Below are 20,933 nucleotides of genomic sequence, written 5' to 3' on the forward strand. Positions count from 1 at the left end.
GCCGCGACCGAGGAGCACCCCTGACCGCCCAGACCGCCTCACCGCCCGCTCCGCTCCCGGTTTCGGCAGTCCACCGGCCTCCGCGGGCTGATATGGCGATACTCGCGGTGGCGGTGGCCGCGGTCGGCACCTCCGGTCCGCTGATCGCCGCCACGGCCGCGCCCGCGCTGGCGATCGCGTTCTGGCGCAACGTCTTCGGCGCCGCCGCGCTCACGCCTTTCGCGCTGCTGCGGCATCTCGGCGAGCTGCGTTCGATGAACGGCGCGCAGTGGCTCTCCAGCCTCGTCGCCGGAGTGGCCCTCGGGCTGCACTTCTCCACCTGGACCCCGAGCCTGACGATGACCTCGGTGGCGTCCGCGACCGCCTTCGCCGCCGCGCAGCCGATCTTCGCCGCCCTGATCGCGCTGCTGCGCGGCGAGCACGTCTCTCGGCAGGCGTGGGTCGGCATCCTGATCGCGGTCGCCGGGGTGGTCGCGCTGTCCGGAGTGGACCTGCGGCTCTCCGTGCGGGCATTCTCCGGCGACCTGCTCGCGCTGCTGGCCGGGGCGCTGGCGGCGGTGTACATGACGGTCGGCGCCAACGTCCGCAAGACCGTCTCGCTCGCGCCCTACGCGGTGGTCTGCTACACGACGGCCGCGGTCGTGCTGGCCGGGCTCGCGCTGGCGACCGGCGAGCACCTCACCGGCATGTCCGGCAACGCGTGGATCAAGATCCTCGGACTCACCGCCGGCGCCCAGCTGCTCGGCCACACGCTGTTCAACCGGGTGCTGAAGACCACCAGCCCGACCGTGGTCTCGCTGTGCATCCTGCTGGAGGTCCCGTCGGCGGCGTTGATCGCGGCGCTCTGGCTCGGGCAGGTGCCGACCTGGTCGATGGTCCCCGGCGCGGCGCTGATCCTGGCCGGGCTCGCGGTGGTCACCGTCGGCGGCGCGGCGGCGGGGCCGTCCGTGGCGGCGCGTGGTACGGATCACTCCGGTGCGCCCGAGACGGCGGATGTGACCGGCCAGTAACCTGGCGGTGTCACTGCACTTTTGGCACCGGTCCGTACCCGCTTCGGGAGGGAACCCACCCCATGGCAAACACCAACGTCAACCGCCCGCGCCGCTCCTGTCTCGCCGTTCCGGGCTCCAACCCCCGGTTCCTGGAGAAGGCCCAGACGCTGCCCGCCGACCAGGTCTTCCTCGACCTGGAGGACGCCTGCGCCCCGCTGGAGAAGGAGGGCGCCCGGCTCAAGATCGTGGACGCGCTCAACAACGGCGACTGGACCGGCAAGACCCGCACCGTCCGGGTCAACGACCTGACCACGCACTGGACCTACCGCGACGTCGTCACGGTCGTCGAGGGCGCCGGGGCCAACCTGGACTGCATCATGCTGCCCAAGGTGCAGGACGCCGGGCAGGTCATCTGGCTCGACCTGCTGCTCACCCAGATCGAGAAGACCATGGGCTACGAGGTCGGCCGCATCGGCATCGAGGCGCAGATCGAGAACGCCAAGGGCTTGGTCAACGTGGACGCCATCGGCGCCGCCTCGCCGCGGGTGGAGACGATCATCTTCGGCCCGGCCGACTTCATGGCCTCGATCAACATGAAGTCGCTGGTCGTCGGCGAGCAGCCGCCCGGATACGACGTCGGCGACGCGTACCACTACATCCTCATGCGCATCCTGATGGCCGCGCGCGCCAACGACGTGCAGGCCATCGACGGCCCGTACCTGCAGATCCGCAACGCCGAGGGCTTCCGCCGGGTCGCCGGCCGCAGCGCCGCGCTCGGCTTCGACGGCAAGTGGGTGCTGCACCCGGACCAGATCGCGATCGCCAACGAGCTCTACGCGCCCACCCAGGAGGACTACGACCACGCCGAGCTGATCCTGGACGCCTACGAGTACTACACCTCGGAGGCGGGCGGGAAGAAGGGCTCGGCGATGCTCGGCGACGAGATGATCGACGAGGCCTCGCGCAAGATGGCGCTGGTGATCGCGGGCAAGGGCCGGGTGGCCGGCTACACGCGCACCTCCAAGTTCGAGCCGCCCGCGGCCTGAGCCCGGCCCGCGCGGCCGAGGCCTCCGGGCCGGTCCGGCCACGTGGCGCACGCCTACCTCGGCGCCGCGAGCAGTGGCCGGTGCCACACTTCACAACGCCGCGGCTCCCGGGGATACTCACCAGTAACTAAGCCGCCCCGCACCCCTGCCCGGGGGCGGGAGCACGAGTGATCCGGGAGCCCAGTCACATGGCACGACTCGCCCGCACCGAAGGCCTCAGCGAGGTACAGCAGGAGATCCTGGCCGCCGTCCACACCTTCGTGGAAAAGGAGATCATCCCGGTGGCCAACGAGCTGGAGCACGCCGACGAGTACCCGGCCGAGATCGTCAAGGGCATGGCCGAGATGGGCCTGTTCGGCCTGATGATCCCGGAGGAGCACGGCGGCATCGGCGAGTCGCTGCTGACCTACGCCCTGGTCGTCGAGGAGATCGCGCGCGGCTGGATGTCCGTGTCCGGGATTCTGAACACGCACTTCATCGTCGCGTACATGATCAAGCAGCACGGTACCGACGAGCAGCAGGCGTACTTCCTGCCGCGGATGGCTGAAGGCACCGTGCGCGCGGCGTTCTCGATGTCCGAGCCCGCGCTCGGCTCGGACGTGGCCGCGATCAAGACCAAGGCGGTGCGCGACGGCGAGGACTATCTGATCACCGGTCAGAAGATGTGGCTGACCAACGGCGGCACCTCCAGCCTGGTCGCCCTGCTCGCCCGCACAGACGAGGGCCACGACGCGCCGCACAAGAACATGACCACCTTCCTGATCGAGAAGGAGCCCGGGTTCGGCGAGGTGCGCCCCGGCCTGACCGTCCCGGGCAAGATCGCCAAGATGGGCTACAAGGGCGTCGACACCACCGAGCTGGTGCTCGACAACGTGCGCGTCCCGGCGGACCGGGTGCTCGGCGGGACCACCGGTCGCGGCTTCGCGCACATGATGGACGGCGTCGAGGTCGGCCGGGTCAACGTCGCCGCCCGCGCCTGCGGCATCGCGCTGCGGGCCTTCGAACTCGGCATCGCCTACGCGCAGCAGCGTTCGACGTTCGGCAAGCCGATCGCGCAACACCAGGCGATCCAGTTCAAGCTCGCCGAGATGGCGGTCAAGGTGGAGGCCGCGCACCAGATGATGGTGCGGGCCGCGCGGGTCAAGGACGCCGGCCAGCGCAACGACCTCGAGGCGGGGATGGCCAAGTACCTGGCCGCCGAATACTGCAAGGAGGTCGTCGAGGACTCCTTCCGCATCCACGGCGGCTACGGCTACTCGAAGGAATACGAGATCGAACGCCTCTACCGCGAGGCGCCGATGCTGCTGATCGGCGAGGGCACCGCCGAGATCCAGAAGATGATCGTCGGGCGGCGGCTGCTGGAGGAGTACAAGCTCAAGGGCTGACGGCGCGTCGGCTGAAGGCGGGCCCGCGTAAAAAAGTGGTAGCACCTCCGTTTTAGAGTTAGTGCATGCGAGCGGTAGCGAAGCCGACGTCGCGGGAGCTGCGGCGTCTTGTGCCCGGCCGGATGGTGCAGGTGGCCGGCAGTGCGCACCACGTCGTGGTGGATGAGGGCCCGGATGATGCGCCGCCGGTGGTCTTCACCTCCGGCCTCGGCGGAGCCTGGTACGACTGGGACGCCGTGGTCCCGCTGCTGGCCGGGCGCGCCACCCTGGTGCGTTTCGACCGGCCGGGACTCGGTTGGTCGCAGCCTGCCGCGGTGCCCCCGACGCTGGCCGCGGAGGCCGGGCGAATCAGAGAACTGCTGCGCGCGCTCGAGCTCGAACGCCCGGCCGTGCTGGTCGGCCACTCGCTGGCCGGCTTCCACGTCGAGGCGTTCGCGCGCATGTTTCCGGAGCTGACCGCCGGCGTCGTGCTCGTCGACGGATCCACGGAGCCTGAGGCGGCGCCGCAGCCCGCTTATTCGCAGCGGGTGCGCCGGTGGCGGTTGATCGGCGGGGTCGGGCGGGCCAGCGGGATCGGCGGATTCATCGGCCCGGCGGCGTGGCGGCTCATCATCGCCGGAACCACCTTGGGCGGCCCGGGGGTAGCCGATCCGAGGCAGGTGCGCGCCACCTTCGCGGCCGGGCGCCCGGGCGTCACCGCGATGGTCGAGAACACGCTGTACTACGACGTGGCCGCCGAACTGCTCGAGCTGCGCTGCGAACGCGATTTCCCACCGGTGCCGCTCCAGGTGCTCGCGGCGTTCGGCCGTTCCCGCATAGAGCGGGCGATCATGCCGCGCGCGCTGGCCGCGCAGTTCGCCGACCGCTGGTGGCGCAGGCAGCGCGATCTCGCGGAACTTTCCCCCCGCGGTGAATTGGTGGAGCTGAAGGACAGCGGGCACTACATTCCGTTCGACCGCCCGGATGCGGTCGCGGATGCGGTACTCAACGTGATTGAAGCGATGGACATCGAGCACGGCGACGGATCCCGCGCCAGGCGGTAGCGTGCCGGTGCGTACGGCGCACCTGCGGCCGAACAGAGTAGTTCCCGTGGCTGATTACCCGACTCACGCTGACGTGAGCCGGTGCGGTGAGGCAGGATAGGGCGCGGAACGCGACTGGGAGGGCTCGAGGCTCCAATGGCAACCTATTACGTGATCGCGCGCATGGACGGCACCCGTCAGGTGGGACCGGACCGGCAGAGCGTGGATCTGGCCGACGCTCTCGAGCGCGGCATAACCCACTTCATCCAGGTCCCCGAGCTGGATGAGGACGAGCGCTCGACGGACCCCTACGGCCTGCTGGTGCACCCGGAACCCGCGCAGAGCGGCCTCGGCATCGCCGACGACATGACGCTGACCCTGGGCGTCGACGGGTCGTTCCGGCTCTTCCAGCTCCAGGCGGTGCCCGCACCCGAGCACTTCACCCCCAGCTCGGCGGTCGGCTCGCAGGCCATCGTCACGCGCGAGTTCCTGGCGGTCGCGGAGGTCCCGGCGTGGTGGGCGTACGGACCGCACGGGCGCAACGTCCTCGGCCTGATTTACGCGCTGACCGGCCTCAAGCGCGAGGAACTGGACGCGATCGGGCGGCGCATCGACAGCGCCGGCCTGGAGTTCGCCAAGGTCAAGTTCGACGCGCTCGCGGTGTCCGACCGGGCCATCGCCGATTCCGGGCGCACCGGGGCGGCCCGGCTCGCCCGCGGCTACGCGCGCGCCGCCACGTACGGCACCTGGGACCGCGACTCCGCTCTCGGGCACGCCGCCTCGCTCGCGGGCGACATCGCGTACGTGATGAGCGTCGGCGACCTCGTGCCGAACGACACCATCGACGCGCTCACGTCGTGGCTCAAGCCGCAGTTGAACGAATTGCACCCGGCGGGAGAAGGTCCGGACTACGGCGTGCAGGTGCAGCTTCAGGAATCCGGCGAGGGCGGTAACGAGGGCTCCGGCGAGGGCGGGCAGTAGCGCGTTTCATCGCGGGTCGCCGGGCCACGGAACGCGTCGGACAGTCGCGTGATCTAGGCCACGACCCGCGTGCTACCGATCGGTAACTTCTTGCGGCAAGATGGCGGGACCAGTACCGAGTCGCTCAAGACCCGTTCGCCACCATGAGGAGCTGACCGCGATGCAGTTCGGCCGCTACTTCGAGGAGTTCGAGGTCGGTGCCGTTTACAAGCACTGGCCGGGCAAGACCGTGACCGAGTACGACGATCACCTCTTCTGCCTCATCACCATGAACCACCACCCGCTGCACCTCGACGCGCACTACGCCGAGCAGACCACCGATTTAAGCGCAACGTGGTGGTGGGCAACTACATCTACTCGCTGCTGCTGGGCATGTCAGTGCCCGACGTCTCCGGCAAGGCGATCGCCAACCTGGAGGTCGAGTCGCTGCGGCACATCGCGCCGACCTTCCACGGCGACACCATCTACGGCGAGACCACGGTGCTGGACAAGACCGAGTCGAAATCCAAGGACGACCGCGGCGTCGTCTACGTGGAGACCCGCGGCTATAAGCAGGATGGCACCGTCGTGTGCGTATTCCGCCGCAAAGTCATGGTGCCCAAGCGGTCCTACGGCGAGGCGCGGGGCGGAGAGCAGCCGGGCAGGCCGGACCCACTACTCTAAAGCAGCACCGGCCTGACACACCGGCTGATACTCGCTCCCTGCGGATCACCGGGCACGGCCACAAGGCCCCGTCAGAGTGACGGACGCTTGACTGGAGACACCTGAACGGGGGACTGTTCAGCCTATGAAGGGCGAGCCAAGCTGCCCACGGTGTGGGAGCCGAGTACGTGCTCCCGGCGACCCGTCGGCCCTGTTGCCAGTGGTTCCGGAGGATTTGGCGCGTCCGATTCCGGACACCGTCCCGGAGAACCTGGCCGAACTCCCGGTCGATCTGCTGCCGCTGCACTCGTCTGGATCAGGGGCCGAACTGTGGACGTGTGAGCTACACGGCTCGGTGCACCCGGTGCAGCCCATTCTCGCCCCGAGCCCTGCGGTACTCGCCTCGGTGGTGTACCGCTCGCAGGTCCCGCTCTGGCTGCCCTGGCCGCTACCGCACCGCTGGGTGTTCAGCGGGGTCGCGTACGCCGGCGACCACCACACCGGCGCACGAGCGACGGTGATGGCGGCCAGCGGTCCGTCCCCGTTCGGCGGCGAGGGCGACATGCTGCTGATCGCCGAGGAGATGGGGATAGGGCTCGGGGCACGGTTCGCCGGCTTGACCGGACCGGACCCGGGCCCGATCTTCGAGGACACCGCCGCGCACGCGAAGGTGTACGCGGCGGGTCGGCCGACCCCGATGTGGTCGGTCCCGGACACCGGCGACCGCGCGGTCTTCGTCGGGGAGGCGCGCGGCATGTGGCTCTGGCTGGTGCTCTGGCCCGCGCTGGCCGGCACCCTGCTCTACGAGGACATGGTGCTTACCGACCTGCGCGACGCGGGCTCGGAGATCGCGCACCTGCCGGTCGGCTCGCTTTCCCCGCGCTTCTTCGCCTGAACTGCGTTTTCACCCGAACTCGGCCACGCGCGACCGCGTCCCGGCGGCGCGGCGCGTCCCTGTAAGGTGATTGGCGTTCGGCCCGCGATCACCTGTTTGGTGTTGGACGACTCAGGATCAGGATGCGCATCGACCTGCATACGCACAGCTCCCGCTCGGACGGCACGGACACCCCGACCGAACTGGTCGAGGCCGCGAAGGCCGCGAGCCTGGACGTCGTCGCGCTCACCGACCACGACACCACGGCCGGCTGGGACGAGGCGGCCGTCGCCGGCGAGCGGTTCGGCGTGACCGTGGTCCCGGGCGCGGAGCTGTCCTGCCGGCTGAACGGCATTCAGATCCACCTGCTCGGCTACCGCTTCGACCGCGCCGAGCCGGAGTTCGCCCGCGAGCGCAACCTGCTGCGGGACGACCGCGAGCGGCGCGCCGAGCTGATCGTGCAGCGCTGCCGCGAGCTGGGCGCGCCGATCACCTGGGAGCGGGTGCGGGAGATCGCGGGCGACGCCTCGATCGGCCGGCCGCACGTGGCCAGCGCGCTGGTCGAGGCCGGCGTGGTCGCCTCGGTGGACGAGGCGTTCTCCTCCGACTGGCTGGCCGACGGCGGACGCGCCTACGTGGACAAGTACGCGCTCGATCCCTACCGCGCGCTGGACCTGCTGCGCGCCTCGGGCGGCGTCGCGGTCTTCGCGCATCCGGCGGCGGGCCGGCGCGGCCGGATCGTGACGGACGATCAGATCGCCGACCTGGCCAAGGCAGGGCTGCGCGGCATCGAGGTCGACCATGTGGACCACGACGCGGCGGCGCGTGACCGGATCAGGGGTCTGGCCGCGGAGCTCGGCCTGGTGCCGACCGGTTCGAGCGACTACCACGGCGGGCGCAAGACTGTGCGGATAGGGCAGAACACGACGGCACCAGAGGCCTATGAGGCGCTGTTCGCGTGAACCTCACCCTCTTCGGCACCTCGTTCATCACACTTTTCGTGATCATGGACCCGCCGGGTACCGTGCCGATCTTCCTCGCCCTGACCTCCGGCCGCTCGCAACGGGCCCGGCGGCGGCTGGCGCAGCAGGCCGCGCTCGTCTCGCTCGTGGTCATCTCCTGCTTCGCCGCGTTCGGGCAGCAGATCCTCAAGTACCTGGGCATCACGGTGCCCGCGCTCGAGGGCTCGGGCGGGCTGCTGCTCCTGCTGATCGCGCTGGAACTGCTCACCGGCCGGGCGGACGAGCCGAGCGAGGCGGCGGACGTCAACGTCGCGATGGTGCCGCTGGGCACCCCGCTGCTGGCCGGTCCTGGTGCGATCGTCGCGGTGATCCTGTTCGTGCAGCAGATCCACGCGGTCGGGGACTTCCTCGCGGTCGCGGCGGCGATCCTGCTCACTCATGTGATCATCTGGCTGACGATGCGTTTCTCGGTGCACATCATCCGGGTGATCAAGGACTCCGGAGTCACGCTGGTGACCCGGATCGCCGGTCTGCTGCTGGCCGCCATCGCGGTGCAGATGGTGGCGCAGTCGGCGATCGCCTTCTCCAAGCTCGCCTGACCGCCGCCGTTCAGCCGAGCCAGAACTCCAGCAGGCCGTCGGCCACGAGCTCGGGCCGGTCGGTGTTGGGGGAGTGGCCGCAGTCCGGGATGAGCGCGAACTGAGCGCCGAGCCGGTCGGCGGTGTCCCGCAGCAGCGGGGCCGACCAGACGTCCTCGTCGGCGCCGGTCATGACGAGGCAGGGCAGGTCCCAGGCGCCGAGCAGGGCCTTGAGGTCATCGGTGCGGTCGGGTTCGGTCAGCAGCCGGCGGGCTATCGCGAAGATCGATCCCGGGTCGTTCGCGAGCCAGCGGCGCAGCAGGAACGCGCTCACCTCGGGATCGGGGTGCCGGTCCATCGGGCTCAGCTCGTGGATCTGCTGCAGCGTCAGCTGGTTCTCCACGGCGAGCAGCACGTCGAGCCGGTCGCGCGACGCCTTGCCGAGCACGGCGGCGGGCCCGGAGTCGAGGAAGGTCACTGAGGCGAGCGGGAGCAGGGCGCCCAGGTCCGGGCTGTCCTCGGCCTCCAGGTCGCGGTGGGCGCCGAGCAACGCCTCGCGGACCGTGTGTCCGCCGAACGAGTGACCGAGCAGGTGCACCGGCAGGTGCGTCTCGACCGCCAGCCCGCGCACCAGGGCGCGGATGTCGGAGGCGAAGACACTCGTGCCGTAGCCCTTGCCCCGCGGACCGTGCTCCGTGTAGCCGGCCGGTTCGGCCAGGCCGCAGGAGTCGCACTGGCCGCGCTGATCGATGGCGAGCACGTACACGCCCGCGGCGGTGAGCGGTTCGAGCAGGTGGAGGAAGTCCTCCTTGGACCCGGTGAATCCCGGCACCAGCAGGGCCGCCGCCACTGCCGGGCGGTCCGGTCGCGCTTCGATCGCGGCGAGCGGGCCGTCCGGCCGTGGCAGGTCGACGCGCCGGGCGCAGCGCGGCAGCTCCGTCGAGAGAGGCGTTGACACGTTGCGCTCCGAGGGTCTCTGCGGCGTCGTCCCGGCTTGGTTACTGCTGCGCCGACGGAGTCTCGACCACGGGCTCCGCCGCCGCCGACTTGCGGCTGCGGGTCGCCCGGACGCGGGTGCGGCGCGGGTTCGCGACCGGGTCCGCGCCGAGATCCTCGGACGCCTCGGCTCCGGTGTCGGGCGTGGCGGCGACGGCCTCGGGGGCGGCCTTGCGGGTCCGGGTCCGCTTGCGCGGCTCGGCCTTCTCCGCCGTCGGCTCAGCGGCTTCGGCCTCCAGAGCATCGGCCACGTGAGCATCCGCCACAGGCGCGCCCGTCTCGACCTTCGCCGCGGAGGCCTTGCGGGTCCGGGTGCGCTTGCGCGGCTCGGCCTTCTCCGTCGGCTCCCCGACCAGCGCTTCGGCCGGCTGACCGAGCACCGGCTCGGCCACAGCGGCAGGCTGCGGCTCGCGCACCGACCCGACCGGGCCGGCAAGCGAGCCGGGGGCCAGCTTGACGCTGCCACCGCCCGCCGACGGCTTGCGCGTGCGGGACCGCTTGCGCGGCGCCCGCTCCGTGCCCACAGCCGCTTCGGCCGTCGCTACCGGCGCGACCGGGGCGGTCGCGTGATCGGCGCTGCTCGGCACGCTCTCGACAGCCTCGCCGACCACAGGGGCCGCCGCGCCGTCACCGGAGGACTCGACCTGCTGGCCGCGACGGGTCCGGGTGCGCTGCCGGGGCGTGCGCGCGGGGCGCTCCTGCTTGGGCGCCTCCTTGCCGCCCCGCTGGCCGCCTCGGGGCGCGCGGCCGCGGCCGGTCTCCCCGAGATCCTCGATCTCCTCGGCCTCAAGGCCCTGGCGCACCCGCTCCTGCCGCGGCAGTACACCCTTGATGCCCTCGGGGATGCCGAGGTCCCGGTAGAGCTGCGGCGAGGTGGAGTAAAGCTCAGCGGGCTCGGGGAACTGCAGGCCGAGCGCCTTGTTGATCAGCTGCCAGCGCGGCACCTCGTCCCAGTCGACGAAGGTCACCGCGGTGCCCTTGGCGCCGGCCCGGCCGGTGCGGCCGATCCGGTGCGTGTACACCTTCTCGTCCTCGGGGCACTGGAAGTTGATCACGTGCGTGACGCCTTCGACGTCGATGCCGCGCGCGGCCACATCCGTGGCCACCAGCACGTCGATCTTGCCGTTGCGGAACGCGCGCAGCGCCTGCTCGCGGGCGCCCTGGCCAAGGTCGCCGTGCACCGCGGCGACCGCGAAGTGACGGTCCGACAGTTCCTCGGCGATCTTCGCCACGGTGCGCTTGGTGCGCGCGAAGATCATGGTCAGTCCGCGACCGTCGGCCTGGAGGATGCGCGAGAGCATCTCCACCTTGTCGAGAGAGTGCGCGCGGTAGACGAAGTGCTTGATGGCCTTGACCATGGTGCCCTCGTCGGCCGGGTCCGCGGCGCGGATGTGCGTCGGCCGGGACATGTACCGCCGGGCCAGAGAGATGACCTGGCCGGGCATCGTGGCGGAGAACAGCATCGTCTGCCGGCCGGCCGGCAGCTGGGCGATGATCCGCTCGACGTCCGGCAGGAAGCCGAGGTCCAGCATCTCGTCGGCCTCGTCGAGCACCAGGGTGCGCACGCCGCCGAGTTCCAGGTGGTGCTGGCGGGTCAGGTCGAGCAGCCGGCCGGGGGTGCCGACCGCGATGTCGATGCCGGCGCGCAGTGCGGCGACCTGCGGCTCGTAGGCACGGCCGCCGTACAGCGCGTGCACCCGGATGGCGCGCACCTTGCCGGCGTCCAGCAGGTCGTTGGTGACCTGGGTGGCCAGCTCGCGGGTCGGCACGACCACCAGGGCCTGCGGGGCGCCGTGCGCGGGGGCGAGGCCGGCGGGGGAGGAGGTGCGGGTGCGGCGCCTGCGGCGGGAGTTGCCGGAGGACGCGGCGGGAGCGGCGCTCGCCGCGACGGCGCCGGTGCTCGCGGCGTCCTCGGTGGCCGGGTCGGAGCCGGGGCCGCTGACCCGCTGGAGCATCGGGATGCCGAAGGCGAGGGTCTTGCCGGTGCCGGTCTTGGCCTGGCCGATCACGTCCGCGCCGGTCAGCGCGACCGGGATGGTGGCGGACTGGATCGGGAACGGGGCGGTGATGCCGAGCGCGTCCAGCGCTTCGACGGTCTCCGGGAGCACGCCGAGTTCGGCGAAGCTGTGGGCGGGGGCGACCGTCTCGGCGTCGGTGGCCGGGGCCGCGGCGCCGTCCTCGAACTCGTCTGTCGCGGAGGTCTCTGAGTTGGTCGGGTTCGTTGCGTTTCGGGTGCGGATGCTGATGGTCTTGACCTTTTCGTCCTCGTGACGGCGGGCGTCCCGGAGAGTTCAGCCAGGTCGCGGCACTCGGGCCGCGGGCTGCTCGACCGGGGTTCGGCCGGGCGTCGGCGAGGACCGCGCCGAGCGTGTGTGCGGGCTCGGGCCGGTGCCGCCGGGTCTTCACCCGACCAATCGCAGGGCCGCTGCCGTCGTCGTCAGGGGCGGGCCGTGCGGTCGGAGCCGATCGGGGTGCGTTCGGCCGACCGGGCATCCTGTACGGATCGGCGGGTCTCGGGGCGATCCCGAGCCTCCGCCGATGCAGTCAAGTCACCATATTACCAGGCGGTTCGCCAACGATCGAGTACGCTGCGTTATGTGCTGCCTGACCTCACAGAATCAAGCGCGGGCGCGGCTGCATACGCGGCGCTCGCCGAATTCGAGCGCCTGACCGCGCTCCTGCCGCTCGCCCCGGGTTTGGCGGACCGGATGGCCGTCGCCGAGGTGATCGCGCAGCGGTACGCACGCTATCGCGAGCTGCTCGAACGCGCCGGTGGGGCGGGTGATCCGCAGCCCGCCATGACGGCGGCGGCGCCCGCGATCGAGGACGCGCGGCGCCGGGTCGAGTCCGAGGACTGGTGGCAGGCGCTGGCGGCTGCGGTTCTCGGCGGCGCACTTACCGACGAGCTGTTCGAGATCATGCTCGGCGACCGGGCGGAAGCGGCCGAGCCGGAGCAGGAGGGTGCGGCGTCCGCCGACGTCGAGGCGAAAGCCGCGGACGCGTGGGCGGCGCAGCGGCTGCGCGCGGCGCTGGCCGACGACCCAGTCCTGGCGGCACGGATCGCGATGTGGGGCCGCCGCCTGGTCGGCGAGGCGATCGTGCTGGCGCGCGAATTCGGCGGCGAGCGCTATCCGGAACTCGCCGACCGGCTGGCCGCGAGTCACGCGCGAAGGCTGGAGGACTTCGGCCTGGCGGGCTGAGGGCCTTGCGGGCTGAGCGGACCGGGCCGCATCAGGGCTCGAACGGCTTAGCGCGGCAAGCTGCGTTCGCGTAGATAGAGCGCCCAACCGCAAACCAAGAGCAGTGAGACGACGGCGGCGAGCACGAGCCGGGTGCCGTGGAAGGCGCTGCCGAGCACCGCGAATCCGAGCGCTGCGCCGCCGAAGGCCCCGCCGACGCCGATGGCGAGCGCGGAGAGCCACGCGATCCCGCGACGTCCAGGCGCAAAGCGACCGGGAACGGCGAGCCCGCCGAGCCCGCCGATCACCAGTCCCAGCGCGATCAGTCTCAGTAGTTCAGATGAGAGCACGAACCGACGCTACGTCAGATCCGCTCTTGCCGCCTCTCGCCCTCGCGGCCGCGAAGCGACGCGGCCGGCGGGGTCGAGAGGAGAATATTAGCAGGTCACAGCGCTCCGAAGCCGACGCGGCGGGCGGCCGGCTCGCCGATCTCGACGTACGCCAGCCGATCGGCGGGGACGATCACCTTGCGGCCCTTGTCGTCGTTGAGCACGAGCAGGCCGGTCTTCCCGGTGAGCGCGGCGGAGACCGCCTTCTCCACCTCTTCGGCGCTCAGCTCGGACTCCAGCGAGAGCTCGCGAGCCGCGTGCTGCACACCGATCTTGATCTCCACGGTGGTTGGTTCCTTCCACGTAGACAAGCCGCCGGTCTTCGAGGAACAGAAGACGCTAGGACGAAGCCTACGTGTTCGACGGAGCGGTACTGCGTCGATCGGCGCGTAGACCGGTCAGCTCTCGGCGAACACCAACGCGCAGAGATGCGGGGAGCCGACTAAAGGTGCGGACTAGAGGTGCGGGAAACCAGCAATCCCCCGCCAGGCGAGCTGCGAGATCAGCTGCGCGGCGGTGTCGCGCGGCACCGGCATCCCGGCGGACAGCCAATAGCGCGCGGTGACCTGTGAGATTCCGGTCAGGCCGACCGCGAGCACCATCGACTCCTCCTGGCCGAGCCCGGTGTCCTCGGCGATGACCGCGCTGATGAGCTTCGCGCAGTCGAGTTCCGCCTTGCTCACCCGGTCGCGCACGGCCTGCTCGTTCACCAGGTCAGACTCGAACACCAGGCGGAACGCGCCGCTCTCGTGCTCGACGAACTGGAAGTAAGCGTCCATCGTCGCGGCGACCCGCTGCTTGTTGTCGCTGGTCGACGCCAGCGCGCTGCGTACCGCTTCGACCAGCGTCTCGCAGTGCTGGTCGAGCAGCGCGAGGTACAGCTCGAGCTTTCCGGGGAAGTGCTGATAGAGCACAGGCTTCGACACACCCGCGCGGTCCGCGATGTCGTCCATCGCGGCGGCGTGATAGCCCTGGGCGACGAAGACCTCCTGCGCCGCGCCGAGCAGTTGGGTGCGCCGGGCCAGCCGCGGAAGCCGGGCCGACCGGGGACGGTCGTCGGCGCTGTAAAGCGTTTCGGCTGTACTCACGGTGCCTCTGTCATGGGTTCGCGGGTGAAGCAGGTCACACGCATCCTACGCGGCAGTAACCTATTCAAGCCAGGCTGTCGGACCGCCCGGCTGCGGCCTACCGGTACTCGTCCTCGTCCACTGGCACGGAAACGGCCTGCTCGGCGGCGTCCGCCGGGTCGGCCTCCATCGGCACCTCGGCTTCCGGATGCGCCGGCGCGCGTTCCTGGTCCATCTCCTCCGCGCCCTCGACCACCGGCAGCGACTGCTCGGCGGCGTCGGCCTCCGGGGCCTCGTACTCGTCGGTGAACTGCTGCTCAGTCATGGTCGAGCCCCTCATCCGGTGGGTTCCCACCCTTAATCGTCGACTTTACGCCGATCTCACGCTGCGGTCCCCATTGACGGGAATGGCCGCGGGAGTGGGACGGTTGCCTGAAAAGAGTTCTTCAAACACGAGTGAGGGGACGGCTGTGTCCGCGCCTGTGAAGCTGCCTCCGCTGGTCGAGCCGGCCACGGAACTGACCGTTGACGAGGTGCGCCGCTATTCGCGCCACCTGATCATCCCGGACGTCGCCATGGACGGCCAGAAGCGCCTCAAGAACGCGAGGGTGCTCTGTGTCGGCGCCGGCGGGCTCGGCTCACCGGCGCTGATGTACCTGGCCGCGGCCGGTGTCGGCACGCTCGGCATCGTCGAGTTCGACACCGTGGACGAGTCCAACCTGCAGCGCCAGATCATCCACGGCCAGTCGGACATCGGGCGGTCCAAGGCCGAGTCCGCGCGTGACTCGGTGCGCGAGATCAACCCGTACGTGAACGTGGTCCTGCACGAAGAGCGGCTGGACTCCGAGAACGTGATGGAGATCTTCGCGCAGTACGACCTGATCGTGGACGGCACGGACAACTTCGCCACCCGCTACCTGGTCAACGACGCCTGCGTGCTGCTGAACAAGCCGTACGTGTGGGGTTCGATCTACCGCTTCGACGGCCAGGCCGCCGTGTTCTGGTCCGAGTACGGCCCCTGCTACCGCTGCCTCTACCCGGAGCCCCCGCCCCCCGGCATGGTTCCCTCCTGCGCCGAGGGCGGCGTGCTCGGCGTGCTGTGCGGCTCGATCGGGGCCATCCAGGTCACCGAGGCCATCAAGGTGCTCACCGGTGTCGGCGAGCCGCTGGTCGGCCGGCTGATGATTTACGACGCCCTGGAGATGTCGTACCGCACGGTCAAGGTGCGCAAGGACCCCGAGTGCGCGGTGTGCGGTAAGAACCCGACCGTGACCGAGCTGATCGACTACGAGGCGTTCTGCGGCGCGGTCTCCGAGGAGGCCATCGAGGCGGCCCGGGAGTCGACGATCACCCCGCGCACCCTCAAGCAGTGGATCGACGACGGCGAGAACATCCAGATCATCGACGTGCGCGAGCCCGCCGAGTACGAGATCGTCTCGATCCCCGGATCCACGCTGATCCCGAAGAACGAGTTCATCATGGGTGACGCGCTGTCCAAGCTGCCGCAGGACAAGCGGATCGTGCTGCACTGCAAGTCGGGCGTGCGCTCGGCCGAGGTGTTGGCGCTCGTGAAGGCGGCCGGGTTCTCCGACGCCGTGCACGTCGGGTCGGGCGTCGTCGGCTGGGTTAACCAGATCGAGCCGGAGAAGCCGATCTACTAACTGATCTACCAGCTGCTGCTGGTCCGCTGACCGTGCGTCAGTCGGAGCAGTGCGTATGACCTTTACGCATCTACAGCGCGCCCTTGCGCTGTAGATGCGTAAACGCGAAGTAGCCCGGGATCACCGGCAGGTAGGTGCGCAGCAGGCGGAAGATGAACACCGCGGGAGTCCCGACCGTGGCGGGAAGGCCGCCGATGCTGGTGAGCGCGCCGGCCATCGCGAGCTCGACGGTGCCGATACCGCTTGGCACCGGAATCACCGATCCGATCGCCTGCGCGGTGAGGAAGACCACCGCGGTCGTCGCGTACGAGATGTTGGCGTGCGGCGAGATGGTCAGCACCGACGCCCAAAGGCACAGCGCGTTCATCAGCGAGAGCAGGACCGTGCCGCCGAGGCCGATGGACAGCTTGCGCGGGTTCTGTGCCACATCCAGCAGCCGCGGCAGCGTCCCCTCGAAGAACGGTTTGAGCCGGGCCACCGCGAACTGGCGCAGCGGCTTGACGCCGATGGTCACCATGGCGACGACGCCGATCGCCAACAGGATCGCGATGACCACCGTGGAGGGCGCCCAGCTGTGTCCGCTGGTTCCGGTGTTCGCGAGGAAGCTGAACGCGGCGATCAGCGCGATGTGCATGATGAAGCCGACCGCCTGCGACGCGCCGACCGCGCTGACCGCCGGGCCGGTGCCGATGCCCTGCTTCTGCAGATAGCGCGTGTTGAGCGCGACGCCGCCGACCGCCGCGGGCGCCACGATCGAGACGAAGCCGGCCGCGACCTGGACCAGGAAGTTGCGCACGACCGGCAGCCGCTCGGGAATGAACCCGGTCAGCACCATCCCGGCCGCGACGTAGGTCATCACCGAGGCGGCCACCGCGGCGATGGCCCACCACGGCGAGGCGACGGCCAGGATCTTGGTGAGGCTCAGCTTCGAGCTGGCCAGCTGATAGAGCACCAGATACGCGGCGACCAGGCCCGCCGCGACGGTCAGCAGCGTGCGCGGCCGCAGCCGCTCGAGCTTGACCGGCTCGGCCACCCGCGTCGCCTGCGGCTGGTAGGCCAGGATCTGCTCGCGGATGCGCTGCAAGAGGTCCTTGGACTTGCGGACTGCCGTACGCGTGGTGCGCGTGAGCACGACCGGCTGCAGCATGGGCAGCGCCGCACCAATCGCATCCGCGCCCAGTACCTGCGCGCCGACGCGTACCGTGCGCTCCGGTCCGTACCGCAGCGCCAGAGTGGCCATCAGCTCCGCGGTGTCTAACCGAGTCTGCAACGCGCTCGCCGCGATCTCGCCGTTGCGCAGATCGAGCAGCCATACCTGCTCGTCGCGGTCCACCAGGAGCGAGTCGAGGGCGAAGCGGCGGTGCGCGACCTGGTGCAGCTGCATCTGCTGCTGAAGCTGCCAGATGCGAGTCAACAGCTCGTCAGTCAGCTCGTCCGGCGACAGCTTCTCCAGCGTGCGACCCTCGACCCGCTCGTACGCGAGCACGGCAGCGTCAGCGCTCAGCTCACGCACTGCGACCAGACGCGGCGTCCGGATGCCCGCGTCGCGCAGGGCATAGGACATCAACGCTTCCTGATCCACCGCGCGCCTGAGCGACAGCAGGTTGCGACGTTGGGCAGGGCCGCGAAGCCTAATCCGCCGGTACAGCCGGTAAACCAAGCCCACCGCTTGCCTGTCCCGGTCGAGCACAGTCACGTCGAGCAGGCGGCCGTCGTGCGTGTCGGCCTCGTAGCGCCTGGTGTCCTCGGTCTCGCCGATCCACCGGCAGGCCACCGGCTGGAGCCCGGCGTCGAACAGCGAGGTGACCACGTCGTAACCGGTCGGCCTGGCGTTCACCACCCCGCGTGCGTAACGCCAGCCGAACGCCACGGTACGGCCGAACAGGAAGGTCACCATCAGCCCGACCAGCGCGCTGTTGCCGTTGATCAGGGTGGCGACTGCGTACGTAAGCACGCATGACCACGTGAACGTCTGGAGCGCGGGCCGGTCACCGAAGCCGATGATGGTGAGGAAGGCAATGACCGTGGCGATATAGACGTGCAGCGGCGTCGTCGTGCTGCTGGCCAGGTGACGGGTCAACACTTCGGAGAGCCAGTCGGGTGAGGCGTTCGAGTCGATCCACAGGTTGAGCAGGCTCGCGCCCAGGTAGGCGATCGCCGCCGCGATGACGCCGTCCGCGACCCGGCGCCCCTCGTGCCGGTAGAGCCGCTCCACGGCCAGCCCGACCGGAATGACCGCCGTGGCGATGTTGGTGAGCAGCGTGATGGTGGACAGGAACAGCTGCGGCGCCAGGGTGATGCTGTTGTGGATGTCCGTCTCTAGGCCGGTCGTAGTACTCGCGCCGGGCACCGCGAGCAGCAGCACGATGGCGATGAGACCGGTCTCGAAGAGCAACCGCATCAGGTCGGGCGGTCGTCTTATCCGGCGAGGTTCAGGCGGCTCGTCGATGGTGATCTGAGCGGGTAACATCACCGGCTGCATGGGTTTGGGCACGCCGGAGACAGGCTTGGCCGAGTCACGGGTGGCATTGCCGCCCCTGTGCAAGCTCACTGGGTCCCTGTCTTCGCGTTCACGATTTACCGCAGTCCCGATCTGCGTACGCATGCTCGTCCCTATCGTTACCTATCCGGATGCTTGCACGCAGCCCGGGTGAGCAGCGTCCCGCGTTTACCGCCGATATCCTGGCGGCTTCGGCGACGGCGGAAATCCATCCGAGGGTTGATTGTGACGCAGCCAGGTCTCGTCCCGACGGCTGACCCCGAGGCGCGGGCGTACGTCCGTAGGGTGCTCGCGGTGGTGGAGTCCATCCCGCGTGGCAAGGTGATGACTTACGGCGATATCGCCGAGTACCTGGAGGACGGCGGTCCGCGCCAGGTCGGCGCGGTGATGTCCCGGCACGGCGGCGGTGTGCCGTGGTGGCGGGTGGTCAACGCCTCGGGCGTTCTGCCGCCGCAGCTGCGCGGCGAGGCGGCGCTGCACTACGCCGAGGAGGGCACGCCGTACGACAAGTCTCGCGAACGGGTGAATTTGCGGACAGCCCGCTGGGATGGACGCTGAAATCCGCGCTGCCGGTCCGCTGGTTATCCACAACCACTTTCCGAGTTTGCCTCTGTTGTCGGCGGTTTGTGCTGTCATGGCCAATGTCGGTCCTAGCGAAGAACGGATCGGCCCCGGCTGGCGGGAACGGAAGGAGGTGGGTCAGCGATGAGTACTTCTGCGGCGCCGCGATCGGCACAGCGGTCGGCACGGCGGTCGGCCGCGCCGTTTCGCCTGCTTCCCCCACCTCTGGCCTATCCGGTCGGCGGTCTGCGGCTCGACGATCGGCAACGCAGCGTGGTCGAGCACCGCGGAGGACCGTTGCTGGTGCTCGCCGGGCCCGGCACCGGGAAGACCACGACGCTGGTCGAGGCGGTGCTGGACCGCACCAGGGGACCGGACGCGCTCAGCGCCGACGAGATCCTGGTGCTCACCTTCAGCCGGGCGGCGGCAGCCGAGCTGCGGGATCGGATCGGCGCGCGGCTGATCCCGGGGGCGGGCGCGCCGACCGCGACGACCTTCCACTCGTTCTGCTTCGGCCTGGTCGGCCAGTATCAGGAGCCGGAGCTTTTCGGCGATCCGCTGCGGCTGCTGTCCGGCCCGGAGCAGGACGTGGTGATCCGGGAACTGGTGCGCGGCACGATCGAGCCCGGCGGCTGGGGCCGCGAGCCCGGCGGCTGGCCGCAGGCGCTGCGGGCGGCACTGGGCACCCGCGGCTTCGCGGAGGAGCTGCGCGCGGTCCTGCTGCGCGCCCGCGACCTGGGGCTCGATCCGGAGGACCTGGCCGACTTCGCCGCGCGGGCGGATCGGTCCGACTGGCGGGCCGCGGCCCGCTTCTACGCCGAGTACCTCGACGTCGCTGACGCCCGGGGCGTGCTCGACTACACCGAGCTGGTGCACCGGGCCGTGCTGCTCAGCGAGGCGGAGGAGGTCCGCGCGCTGCTGCGTCGCCGGTACCGCGCGGTGTTCGTGGACGAGTACCAGGACACCGATTCGGCGCAGGTCCGGCTGCTCCAGGCGCTCGCCGGCGACGGGCGCGACCTGGTCGCGGTCGGCGATCCGGACCAGTCGATCTACGCGTTCCGCGGCGCGGACCTCAGCGGCATCCTGGACTTCCCGGAGCAGTTCCGCCGCAGCGACGGCGAGCCCGCCGACATAGTCGTCCTGCAGAACAGCCGACGCGCGGCGCCGACGCTGTTGAAGGCCTCGCGGCAGGTCGCCAAGCGCATACCGATCACGCGGTTGCCGGCGGAACAGGTGCGAGAGCACCGGGAACTGGTCGCGGTAGAAGCCGATTCGGCCCTGGAACCCGCGCAGTCGACGGCGCTGCGCAACAACCCGTACGGCGTCGGCCGGGTCGAGGCGATCGTCTATCCCGACGAGGCCGCCGAACTCGCCGCGATCGCGGACCTGCTGCGGCGCGCGCACTTGGAACACGGCGTGCCGTGGGAGGACATGGCGGTTCTGGTGCGCGACGGCCAGCAACTCGCTCCGGCGCGCCGCGCCCTGCTCGGGGCGAACGTTCCGGCCGAGGTGTTGGGCGACGACCTGCCGCTGGCTCAGGAACCCGCGGTCGCCACGCTGCTGACCGCGCTGCGCTGCGCGGCCGAACCCGCCGCGCTCACCCCGGACAGCGCGCGCGAGCTGCTGATGGGCCCGCTGGGCGGCTTGGACAGCGGCGACCTACGCCGCCTCGGCCGCGCCCTGCGCGCGGAGGAGCAGGCCGCACTAGCCGCCGCACGCAGACGACGCAGCCGCGCCGCAGAGGCGGAAGCCGGCGACTCCGCCGATTCCGATGACGTTGCCGCTTCCGACGACTCTCCGGGCTCCGAGGTCGCCGCCTTCGACCCTGCGGACTCCGACGACTTCGCTGCTTCCGGCGACTCCCCGGGCTCCGAGGCCGCCGCCTCCGAGTCTGCGGACTCTGACGCAGCTGCCGCTTCTGACGACTCTCCGGGCTCCGGGGTCGCCGCCTCCGGCTCTCCGCGCTCTGACGACTTCGCTGCTTCCGGCGACTCCTCAGGTTCCGAGGTCGCCGCCTTCGACCCTGCGGACTCCGACGACTTCGCTGCTTCCGGCGACTCCCCGGGCTCCGAGGCCGCCGCCTCCGAGTCTGCGGACT

The 20,933-nt window shown here is 70.4% G+C and carries 19 protein-coding genes and 1 pseudogene; 13 read left to right on the forward strand and 7 right to left on the reverse strand.

Annotation, left to right across the window (positions count from 1 at the left end):
- The first annotated feature begins 92 nt into the window (after positions 1-92).
- From VFB40_RS01325 to VFB40_RS01370, 9 genes and pseudogenes are all read left to right on the forward strand, one after another.
- Positions 93-1,010: a DMT family transporter gene (locus VFB40_RS01325; RefSeq protein ID WP_324847382.1), complete on the forward strand. Its 918-nt coding sequence runs from the start codon at positions 93-95 to the stop codon at positions 1,008-1,010.
- A gap of 62 nt (positions 1,011-1,072) precedes the next feature.
- Positions 1,073-2,038 carry an HpcH/HpaI aldolase/citrate lyase family protein gene (locus VFB40_RS01330; protein WP_324847383.1) on the forward strand — a complete coding sequence of 322 codons (966 nt, stop codon included), beginning with the start codon at positions 1,073-1,075 and terminating at the stop codon, positions 2,036-2,038.
- Between the two features lie 188 nt (positions 2,039-2,226).
- Positions 2,227-3,423 carry an acyl-CoA dehydrogenase family protein gene (locus VFB40_RS01335; RefSeq protein WP_324847384.1) on the forward strand — a complete coding sequence of 399 codons (1,197 nt, stop codon included), beginning with the start codon at positions 2,227-2,229 and terminating at the stop codon, positions 3,421-3,423.
- A 65-nt stretch (positions 3,424-3,488) separates the two neighbouring features.
- Positions 3,489-4,466, forward strand: a complete 978-nt coding sequence (locus tag VFB40_RS01340; RefSeq protein ID WP_324847385.1) for an alpha/beta fold hydrolase — start codon at positions 3,489-3,491, stop codon at positions 4,464-4,466.
- 135 nt (positions 4,467-4,601) lie between these two features.
- Complete coding sequence (locus tag VFB40_RS01345; protein WP_324847386.1) at positions 4,602-5,426, forward strand: hypothetical protein; 825 nt, start codon at positions 4,602-4,604, stop codon at positions 5,424-5,426.
- A 160-nt stretch (positions 5,427-5,586) separates the two neighbouring features.
- Positions 5,587-6,089 (forward strand): annotated as a pseudogene (locus VFB40_RS01355) (MaoC family dehydratase).
- 214 nt (positions 6,090-6,303) lie between these two features.
- On the forward strand, positions 6,304-6,963 hold the full coding sequence (locus VFB40_RS01360; protein WP_324847389.1) for a DUF6758 family protein: 660 nt from the start codon (positions 6,304-6,306) through the stop codon (positions 6,961-6,963).
- Positions 6,964-7,085: 122 nt separating this feature from the next.
- A complete protein-coding gene (locus VFB40_RS01365) occupies positions 7,086-7,904 on the forward strand; it encodes a PHP domain-containing protein (RefSeq protein WP_324847390.1) in 819 nt (272 codons plus the stop codon).
- Complete coding sequence (locus tag VFB40_RS01370; protein ID WP_324847391.1) at positions 7,901-8,503, forward strand: MarC family protein; 603 nt, start codon at positions 7,901-7,903, stop codon at positions 8,501-8,503. The genes VFB40_RS01365 and VFB40_RS01370 overlap by 4 nt, the downstream gene beginning before the upstream one ends.
- 10 nt (positions 8,504-8,513) lie before the next feature.
- Here VFB40_RS01370 and VFB40_RS01375 read toward each other — a convergent pair whose 3' ends face one another.
- The gene (locus VFB40_RS01375; RefSeq protein WP_324847392.1) at positions 8,514-9,440 is read right to left on the reverse strand and encodes an alpha/beta fold hydrolase; all 927 of its coding nucleotides are present in this window, start codon (positions 9,438-9,440) and stop codon (positions 8,514-8,516) included.
- A gap of 40 nt (positions 9,441-9,480) precedes the next feature.
- Positions 9,481-11,586 carry a DEAD/DEAH box helicase gene (locus tag VFB40_RS01380; protein WP_324847393.1) on the reverse strand — a complete coding sequence of 702 codons (2,106 nt, stop codon included), beginning with the start codon at positions 11,584-11,586 and terminating at the stop codon, positions 9,481-9,483.
- A 489-nt stretch (positions 11,587-12,075) separates the two neighbouring features.
- Between VFB40_RS01380 and VFB40_RS01385 the strand changes: the two genes are divergently transcribed.
- Positions 12,076-12,678, forward strand: coding sequence for a ferritin-like fold-containing protein (locus VFB40_RS01385; protein WP_324847394.1), 603 nt, complete (start codon positions 12,076-12,078; stop codon positions 12,676-12,678).
- A gap of 47 nt (positions 12,679-12,725) precedes the next feature.
- On the opposite strand, the gene VFB40_RS01390 is transcribed toward VFB40_RS01385, so the two are convergent.
- From VFB40_RS01390 to VFB40_RS01405, 4 genes are all read right to left on the reverse strand, one after another.
- Positions 12,726-13,007 carry a hypothetical protein gene (locus VFB40_RS01390; RefSeq protein ID WP_324847395.1) on the reverse strand — a complete coding sequence of 94 codons (282 nt, stop codon included), beginning with the start codon at positions 13,005-13,007 and terminating at the stop codon, positions 12,726-12,728.
- 95 nt (positions 13,008-13,102) lie between these two features.
- Positions 13,103-13,330, reverse strand: a complete 228-nt coding sequence (locus VFB40_RS01395; protein ID WP_324841223.1) for a DUF3107 domain-containing protein — start codon at positions 13,328-13,330, stop codon at positions 13,103-13,105.
- A gap of 171 nt (positions 13,331-13,501) precedes the next feature.
- Positions 13,502-14,134 carry a TetR/AcrR family transcriptional regulator gene (locus tag VFB40_RS01400; protein WP_324847396.1) on the reverse strand — a complete coding sequence of 211 codons (633 nt, stop codon included), beginning with the start codon at positions 14,132-14,134 and terminating at the stop codon, positions 13,502-13,504.
- A gap of 97 nt (positions 14,135-14,231) precedes the next feature.
- Positions 14,232-14,438, reverse strand: a complete 207-nt coding sequence (locus VFB40_RS01405; RefSeq protein ID WP_324847397.1) for an Rv3202a family protein — start codon at positions 14,436-14,438, stop codon at positions 14,232-14,234.
- A gap of 157 nt (positions 14,439-14,595) precedes the next feature.
- Between VFB40_RS01405 and moeZ the strand changes: the two genes are divergently transcribed.
- Positions 14,596-15,774, forward strand: a complete 1,179-nt coding sequence (moeZ, locus tag VFB40_RS01410; RefSeq protein WP_349261296.1) for an adenylyltransferase/sulfurtransferase MoeZ — start codon at positions 14,596-14,598, stop codon at positions 15,772-15,774.
- A gap of 70 nt (positions 15,775-15,844) precedes the next feature.
- Here the strand turns inward: moeZ and VFB40_RS01415 are convergent, their stop codons facing one another.
- Positions 15,845-18,325: a lysylphosphatidylglycerol synthase domain-containing protein gene (locus VFB40_RS01415; protein ID WP_324847399.1), complete on the reverse strand. Its 2,481-nt coding sequence runs from the start codon at positions 18,323-18,325 to the stop codon at positions 15,845-15,847.
- Between the two features lie 174 nt (positions 18,326-18,499).
- Here VFB40_RS01415 and VFB40_RS01420 point away from each other — a divergent pair, with 174 nt between their 5' ends.
- Positions 18,500-18,832 (forward strand): MGMT family protein, encoded by a 333-nt coding sequence (locus VFB40_RS01420; RefSeq protein WP_349261293.1) that lies wholly within the window; start codon positions 18,500-18,502, stop codon positions 18,830-18,832.
- Positions 18,833-18,979: 147 nt separating this feature from the next.
- Positions 18,980-20,933: ATP-dependent helicase (locus VFB40_RS01425; protein ID WP_324847400.1), on the forward strand; the 1,954-nt coding region annotated here is incomplete at its 3' end.

Origin of the sequence: Actinocrinis sp. (genome assembly GCF_035650855.1) — a bacterium.
In the GTDB taxonomy this organism is placed as follows: Bacteria; Actinomycetota; Actinomycetes; order Streptomycetales; family Catenulisporaceae; genus Actinocrinis.